Below are 6,512 nucleotides of genomic sequence, written 5' to 3'. Positions count from 1 at the left end.
CCCGGCGGTTCTGGTCCCGTCTGCCGGGGGGCCCTCCCGCCCCCCCCCCCCGGGGCGGGGCCCCCCCCGCCCCCCTCGGGGCGGGGGTGGGGGGGGGCTCTCCCAGCACCGTGCTCGCGGAGAGCCCCCCTCACCCCGACCCTCTCCCCGCAAGCGGGGAGAGGGAGAAGACGCCCCTCCTCCTCATCGAAAAGCTCGTCAAGGAATACCCCCGCCAGGGCGCCACGGCCACGCTCGGAAAACTGCTCGGCCGCAAGCCTCCTGTGGAGCCGGACGTGTTCCGCGCCGTCGACGGCATCAGCCTCTCCATCGGCCATGGCGAGAGCGTCGGTCTGGTCGGCGAATCCGGCTGCGGCAAATCGACGACGTCGATGATGGTGATGCGCCTCTTGGACCAGACCTCGGGCCTGATCCAGTTCGACGGCGAGGACATCGGCGCCATCCAGCCTGCCAACTTTGCCCGGCTGCCGCAGCGAAGCCGCATCCAAATGGTGTTCCAGGATCCGACCGACAGCCTCAACCCACGCTTCACCGCCGTGCGCGCCATCGCCGACCCCATCATGCAGCTCGGCGACATCAGGGGCCGCGATGCGCTGCGAACGCGCTGCGAGGAGCTGGCCACCATGGTCGGCCTGCCGCACAATCTGCTGGATCGGTTTCCGCACCAGCTGTCCGGCGGGCAGAAGGCCCGCGTCGGCATCGCGCGCGCCATCGCGCTGCATCCAAAACTCGTCATCCTGGACGAGCCGACCGCGGCGCTGGACGTCTCGGTCCAGGCCGTGGTCCTCAATCTGCTTCAGGACCTGAAAGCGCGGCTAGGTATGAGTTATCTGTTCGTCTCGCATGATTTGAACGTAGTGCGCTTGTTGTGCGATCGTGTCATTGTCATGCGGACAGGTCGAATCGTCGAAGAGGGCTCTTCCGAAAAAGTCCTCAGCGATCCGCAGGACGACTACACCAAGGAGCTGCTGACGGCGATCCCGCATCCGCCGTTGCAGGTCCACTAAGAGTGCACTGAGAGATTGTTTGGGAGCGTGATGGCCGAGCCGCTGGACGATTATATCGACGCCGTATCGAAAGCGCTGGCGCTGCCGGTCGAGGAGGCCTGGAGGCCGGCGGTGCGCGCCAATCTCGAAGTCTCGCTCCGGCTTGGCCGACTGGTCGACGAATTCGCGCTGCCGGACGAGACCGAGCCGGCGCCGATCTTCACGGTCTGACCCCGCCATGACCACCAAGCCAGAGATGACGGCTGCGGACATCGCCAAGGCCGTGGCCGGCGGCAAGATGTCGGCACTCGATGCCACCGAAGCAGCCCTCGCGCGCATCAAGCAGCACGATGGTGTCCTCAATTCCTTCACCGACGTCACCGCCGATCGCGCCCGTGCGAAGGCGCGTGCGATCGATGCCGACATTGCTGCCGGCAAGGAGGTCGGCCCGCTCGCCGGCGTGCCGTTCGCGGTGAAGAACCTGTTCGACGTTGCCGGCCTTCCGACGCGGGCCGGCTCGAAGATCAACCGCGACCTCGCGCCTGCCAAGCGCGACGCCACGCTGATCGAGCGGATGGAAGCCGCAGGTGCCGTGCTCGTCGGCGCGCTCAACATGGGCGAATACGCCTACGACTTCACCGGCGAGAACGTCCATGACGGTCCCTCGCGCAATCCGCATGACACGACCCGGATGACCGGCGGCTCGTCCGGTGGCTCGGGGAGCGCCGTCGGCGGCGCGCTGGTGCCGATCGCACTCGGCTCGGACACCAATGGTTCGATCCGCGTGCCGTCCTCCTTCTGCGGCATCTTTGGTCTGAAGCCGACCTATGGTCGGCTGTCGCGGGCGCGCTCGTTCCCGTTCGTCGCGAGCCTCGATCATCTCGGCCCGTTCGCGCGCTCGGCGACCGATCTCGCGCTCGCCTATGACGCGATGCAGGGACCGGATGCGGATGATGCTGCCTGCACCACGCGCGGTCTGGAGCCGACGCTGCCGCTGCTCGCCAATCCGGTGTCGGACCTGCGCATCGCGATCGCCGGCGGGCACTTTCAGAACAACGTGTTTCCCGAGGCCGTCGAAGCCGTCAGCCGCGTCGCCAAGGCGCTCGGCGCGACGAAGATCGTTGACGTGCCCGAGGCCTCGCGCGCACGCGCGGCCGCCTATGTCATCACCACCACCGAAGGCGCCTCGCTGCATCTCGATCGCCTGCGCAAGCGCCCAAACGATTTCGATCCCGCCGTGCGCGACCGGCTGATCGCCGGCGCCATGGTGCCGGCGCCGCTGGTCGACCGCGCGCAGAAATTCCGCCGCTGGTATCGCGCGCAGCTCGCCGAGATCTTCAAATCCGTCGACGTGCTGATTGCACCGGCCACGCCCTGCACCGCGCCGAAGCTTGGCCAGGTGAATTTCACGCTCGACGGCGTCGAGTTGCCGGTTCGCGCCAATATCGGCATCCACACCCAGCCGATCTCGTTCATCGGATTGCCGGTGGTCGCCGTGCCGGTGCCGCTCGAGCCGCTGCCGATCGGCGTCCAGATCATCGCCGCGCCCTGGCGCGAGGACATCGCGCTGCGCGTCGCGCACGCATTGGAGAAGATGGGCGTGGTATCCGCGCCGTCGCCAAGGGGACTTTGAGAGGGATTTAAAATGGAGATCGATCTCCCCGAGGTGATCGCGGAAGTCAAAGCCGCGTTCGAGCGCTATGAGCAGGCGCTGATCACGAACGACGTCGCCGTGCTCGGCGAACTCTTCCGCAACGATCCCCGTACGCTGCGCTATGGCATCGGCGAGAACCTCTACGGCTATGAGGCGATCTCCGGCTTCCGCGCCGGACGTTCGCCAGTGGGCCTCAACCGCCGCACCGCGAAAACCGTGATCACCAGCTATGGCCGCGACACGGCCGTGGCCTCCACCCTGTTCTATCGCGACACGGCTCCCGGCAAGGTCGGCCGGCAGATGCAGACCTGGATTCGCTTCCCGGAGGGCTGGCGCGTCGTCGCCGCCCATGTCAGCATCATCGACGAGTCGAAAGAGACCTGATCGTATGACGCTTGACGATCTTCCGCCCGGAACATTGCCGGCCGAGCCGGTGGTGCCGCGCGTCGACCGGGCCCAGCCCAGCCTGCACAAGATCACGCGCGCCGAGGAACTGCGGCTTCAACTCGCCGACGAGATCGTACGCGGAACCCTGGCCCCGGGCGCGCCGCTTGATGAAACCGACATCGCGCGGCGCTTCAGCGTCTCGCGCACGCCGGTCCGCGAGGCGTTGCGCCAGCTGGTGGCGAGCGGCCTCGTCGAATCGCGCGCCCATCGTGGCGCGGTGGTGGCGCAGCCTTCGGTCGAGCGGCTGAAAAGCATGTTCGAGGCAATGGCGGAGCTCGAGGCGCTCTGCGCCGGCCTTGCCGCCGAGCGCATGTCGGCGGCCGAGCGCCACGGTCTCGAAGCCATCCACGAAGAGCTGCGCGTTCTCAGCTACGCCGGCAATCCCGATCGCTTCCACGAGGTCAACGAGCGCTTCCACAATGCGATCTATGCGGGATCGCAGAACGGCTACATCGCCGAGATCACGCTGGCGACCCGCGTCCGCGTCCAGCCGTTCCGCCGCGCCCAGTTCCGCAACCTTGGCCGATTGGCAAAGTCGCAAGCCGAGCACGACCGAGTCGTCGTCGCCATCATGCGCGGCGACAAGCAGGGCGCCGCCGCCGCCATGCGCGCGCATATCGAGCTGGTGCGCGGCGAGTATGAGATTTACGCGGTGTCGGTGTAGGGCGGCAAACGCGGTACCGTAGGGTGGGCAAAGGCGCAAAGCGCTGTGCCCGCCATCTATCCTAACTAATGCTGTTGGTGGGCACGCTTCGCTTTGCCCACCCTACGAGACCTACGCCGTCGTGGCTTTCGCCATAAACTTCCGCCAGCCGCCATACGCCGTGATATCGCGCGCCTCGCCCAGCACTTCGGGCTCGACGAGAAACCCCTTCACGCTGCGACCGTCGGCAAGCCGCACCGTCCCGATCGCCATCGGTGCTGGAATCGCATTGACGAACTTGCCGAACGCGGATGACGACAGCGACCAGATCTCCAGTTCGATCGCCGCGCCCTTGCCTGCTTCCACGCGCAGCATGCCGGGCTTCGGCGGCGTGGTCTGGAGCGCATAGAGCTTGTAGTCCGGCGCTGTCCTGGTCGCCTCGACCAGCTTTCCGTTGAGCGCCTTCAATTCGCCGTTCAGCGCCATGCCGGACAGGTGAGCGCCGACCACTGCGATCGGAATCTCGTCGCTGCTGCTTGCGGCAAGCGCCGCCAGCGGGGCCTGCGCCACGCCCTTCGCTCCAACGGTCAGTTTCGTATCCGCATGGAATACACGGCCGATGCTCGCGAGCAGTGCATCGCGTCCTGCGGGCGCGAGCAGCGTGATGCCGAACGGAATGCCGTCGGTGCGCATCGACGCCGGTACCGCAAGACCACAGAGATCGAGCAGATTGACGAAATTGGTGTAGGTGCCGAGCCGGCTGTTCAGCTCGATCGGATTGGCCAGCACCTGGGCGGTCGTATACGCCGTCGGCGCAGTCGGCAGCACCAGCGCGTCGATATTGGCAAACGTCCGCTCGGCGATCTTGCGCAGGCCCTGCAAACGGTAGAGCGCAGAGAAGGTTTCCGCAGCGGTCAGCCGCGCGCCGGCGACGGTGATCTCGCGCGTCACCGGATGAATCGAATCAGGCGCGGACGCCAGCAGATCCTTGATCACGAGATAACGCTCGGCGACCCAGGGACCCTCATAGAGCAGCCGCGCCGTCTCGTAGAACGGCTCGAGGTCGAACTCGACCAGCTTAGCGCCGAGCGCAGTCCAGCGCTTCAGCGCATCGCCGTAAGCGGCTTCCGCCTTCCTGTCGCCGAAGAAGATCAGCTGCCCGTTGCGGGGCACGCCGAGGCGCAAATTCGCGGGGAACGGCGTGATCGCGCCCAGCGGCCGGTCGCGCGAGAACGGGTCGGCCTGGTCCGGCCCCGCCATCACGGAGAGTGCCAGCGCGGCGTCGTCGACAGTCAGAGCGAATACCGAGATGCAATCGAGCGTGCGGCAGGCCGGCACCAGACCGGCAGTCGAGATCATGCCGAGGCTCGGCTTCAGCCCGACGATGTTGTTGAGCATCGCCGGCACCCGGCCGCTGCCGGCGGTGTCCGTGCCCAGTGACAGCGGCACCAGTCCGGCACCCACGGCGACCGCCGAGCCAGAGCTCGAGCCTCCAGGAATGAGATCTTCGCGGATCGAATTCTTGGGGATGCCATAAGGCGAGCGCACGCCGACGAGGCCGGTTGCGAACTGGTCGAGATTGGTCTTGCCGATGATGATCGCGCCGGCCGCGCGCAGGCGCTCCACCGCGGTCGAATCATGCGTCGGCGTATACGAGAAGGCCGGGCAGGCCGCGGTGGTCGGAAATCCCAGCGCGTCGATATTGTCCTTCACCGCGATCGGCACGCCGTAGAGCGGCAGGCTGGTGGCATCCCTTGCGGCAAGCTTCTCGGCCTCCGCGATCGCGTCCTTCTCGTCGCGCAGGCTGATGAAGATTGCGGGATCGTTGTGATCGCGGATGCGCTGATAGGTTCGCGCGACGGTCTGCGCAGGCGTGATCGTGCCCGCGCGATGCGCGGCCACAATCGCGGCGATCGTTTCAGGCTGCTCAGCCCCCATGGTGACAAAACTCCGGCAACAGGTCTTACCCGGATTGAAGCAAGCGATGTGCCATTGTGTACACAATCCGGGCAGGCGCTATGCCTCGGATATTATCGAAGGATCAGTGGCTTGTAAGATATTTCGAGGATTGTTGGGCCGTCGTGCCAGCGCCCCGATACGGGCATTTGCGCAAATATTGGGCAGCGTCGATCAGGTGAAGCCGGCGAGGATCTGGAGCAGCTGCTCCCGGTGCTCCTTGCCGATCTTCTCCACGACATGCCGCTCGTGCTCGGCGGCGAGGCGCTTGAACTTTGCCAGCGCCGTCTCCCCCGGTGCGGTGAGGTGCAGCGCGTGGGAGCGGCGGTCCGCCTTCGACTTGACCCGCTTCACCAGCTTGCGCTGTTCGAGGCTGTCGAGCAGATGCACCAGCCGGGCGCGCTCGATGCCGAGACGCTTCGCCACCGCCATCTGGGAGAGGCCCGGATTGGCGCCGATGACCGTCAGCACGGAATACTGCGTCGGCTTGATGTCGACCGCGCCGAGCGTCTTGATGAAGTCCTGAAAGATCCAGATCTGGAAGCGACGCACCGCATAACCGGCGTGCCCGACCAGCGCGTCGAGGCCGATCTCGTCCGCGTCGTTCGGCCGCGCCGCGCCGTTGCCGGCACGCTTGCGTGGGGAGGGGCGGGGCTCAGTTCGGGCTGCGCTGGCTGTCACGTGATCTCTCCTGTCGTGCAACCTTAGCGCCTCGAAGGCCCCTACGGAAGATTGTTGTTGGCGACAACAATTGTCATGCCCAACAATATGGCCAAAGCGGCCCGGAACGAGGCTGTAGCCGATCCCTGATACGGGCGAGGAGGAA

Annotated in this window: 7 protein-coding genes; 5 read left to right on the top strand and 2 right to left on the bottom strand. The window is 66.3% G+C overall.

Annotated features, from left to right (window positions below; translation table 11 throughout):
• The 5 genes from ABIA90_RS43885 to ABIA90_RS43865 form a co-directional block, all read left to right on the top strand.
• Nucleotides 1-1,007: ABC transporter ATP-binding protein (locus tag ABIA90_RS43885; RefSeq protein ID WP_502918783.1), on the top strand; the 1,007-nt coding region annotated here is incomplete at its 5' end.
• A 30-nt stretch (nt 1,008-1,037) separates the two neighbouring features.
• A complete protein-coding gene (locus tag ABIA90_RS43880) occupies nt 1,038-1,217 on the top strand; it encodes a DUF4089 domain-containing protein (protein ID WP_028148078.1) in 180 nt (59 codons plus the stop codon).
• Between the two features lie 7 nt (nt 1,218-1,224).
• A complete protein-coding gene (locus ABIA90_RS43875; protein WP_354118957.1) occupies nt 1,225-2,619 on the top strand; it encodes an AtzE family amidohydrolase in 1,395 nt (464 codons plus the stop codon).
• Nucleotides 2,620-2,631: 12 nt separating this feature from the next.
• Nucleotides 2,632-3,024 carry an oxalurate catabolism protein HpxZ gene (hpxZ, locus tag ABIA90_RS43870; RefSeq protein ID WP_014491241.1) on the top strand — a complete coding sequence of 131 codons (393 nt, stop codon included), beginning with the start codon at nt 2,632-2,634 and terminating at the stop codon, nt 3,022-3,024.
• A gap of 4 nt (nt 3,025-3,028) precedes the next feature.
• Nucleotides 3,029-3,751 carry a GntR family transcriptional regulator gene (locus ABIA90_RS43865; RefSeq protein WP_071909100.1) on the top strand — a complete coding sequence of 241 codons (723 nt, stop codon included), beginning with the start codon at nt 3,029-3,031 and terminating at the stop codon, nt 3,749-3,751.
• A gap of 111 nt (nt 3,752-3,862) precedes the next feature.
• Here ABIA90_RS43865 and atzF read toward each other — a convergent pair whose 3' ends face one another.
• Both atzF and ABIA90_RS43855 read right to left on the bottom strand, forming a co-directional pair.
• Entirely contained in the window at nt 3,863-5,668 is a 1,806-nt protein-coding gene (atzF, locus tag ABIA90_RS43860) for an allophanate hydrolase (protein ID WP_354118956.1), read from the bottom strand.
• A gap of 192 nt (nt 5,669-5,860) precedes the next feature.
• Complete coding sequence (locus ABIA90_RS43855) at nt 5,861-6,367, bottom strand: MarR family winged helix-turn-helix transcriptional regulator (protein ID WP_354118955.1); 507 nt, start codon at nt 6,365-6,367, stop codon at nt 5,861-5,863.
• Nucleotides 6,368-6,512 lie beyond the last annotated feature (145 nt).

This window comes from Bradyrhizobium sp. LA6.8 (assembly GCF_040547935.1).
In the GTDB taxonomy this organism is placed as follows: domain Bacteria; phylum Pseudomonadota; class Alphaproteobacteria; order Rhizobiales; family Xanthobacteraceae; genus Bradyrhizobium; species Bradyrhizobium barranii.
The sequence above is the reverse complement of the archived record's forward strand: the minus strand, read 5'-3'. Positions and strand labels throughout refer to the sequence as shown.

Coding starts and splice junctions, on each gene's coding strand:
- ABIA90_RS43880 (WP_028148078.1), top strand. CDS start 1,038: ATGGCCGAGCCGCTGGACGATTATATCGACGCCGTATCGAAAGCGCTG.
- ABIA90_RS43875 (WP_354118957.1), top strand. CDS start 1,225: ATGACCACCAAGCCAGAGATGACGGCTGCGGACATCGCCAAGGCCGTG.
- hpxZ (WP_014491241.1), top strand. CDS start 2,632: ATGGAGATCGATCTCCCCGAGGTGATCGCGGAAGTCAAAGCCGCGTTC.
- ABIA90_RS43865 (WP_071909100.1), top strand. CDS start 3,029: ATGACGCTTGACGATCTTCCGCCCGGAACATTGCCGGCCGAGCCGGTG.
- atzF (WP_354118956.1), bottom strand. CDS start 5,668: ATGGGGGCTGAGCAGCCTGAAACGATCGCCGCGATTGTGGCCGCGCAT.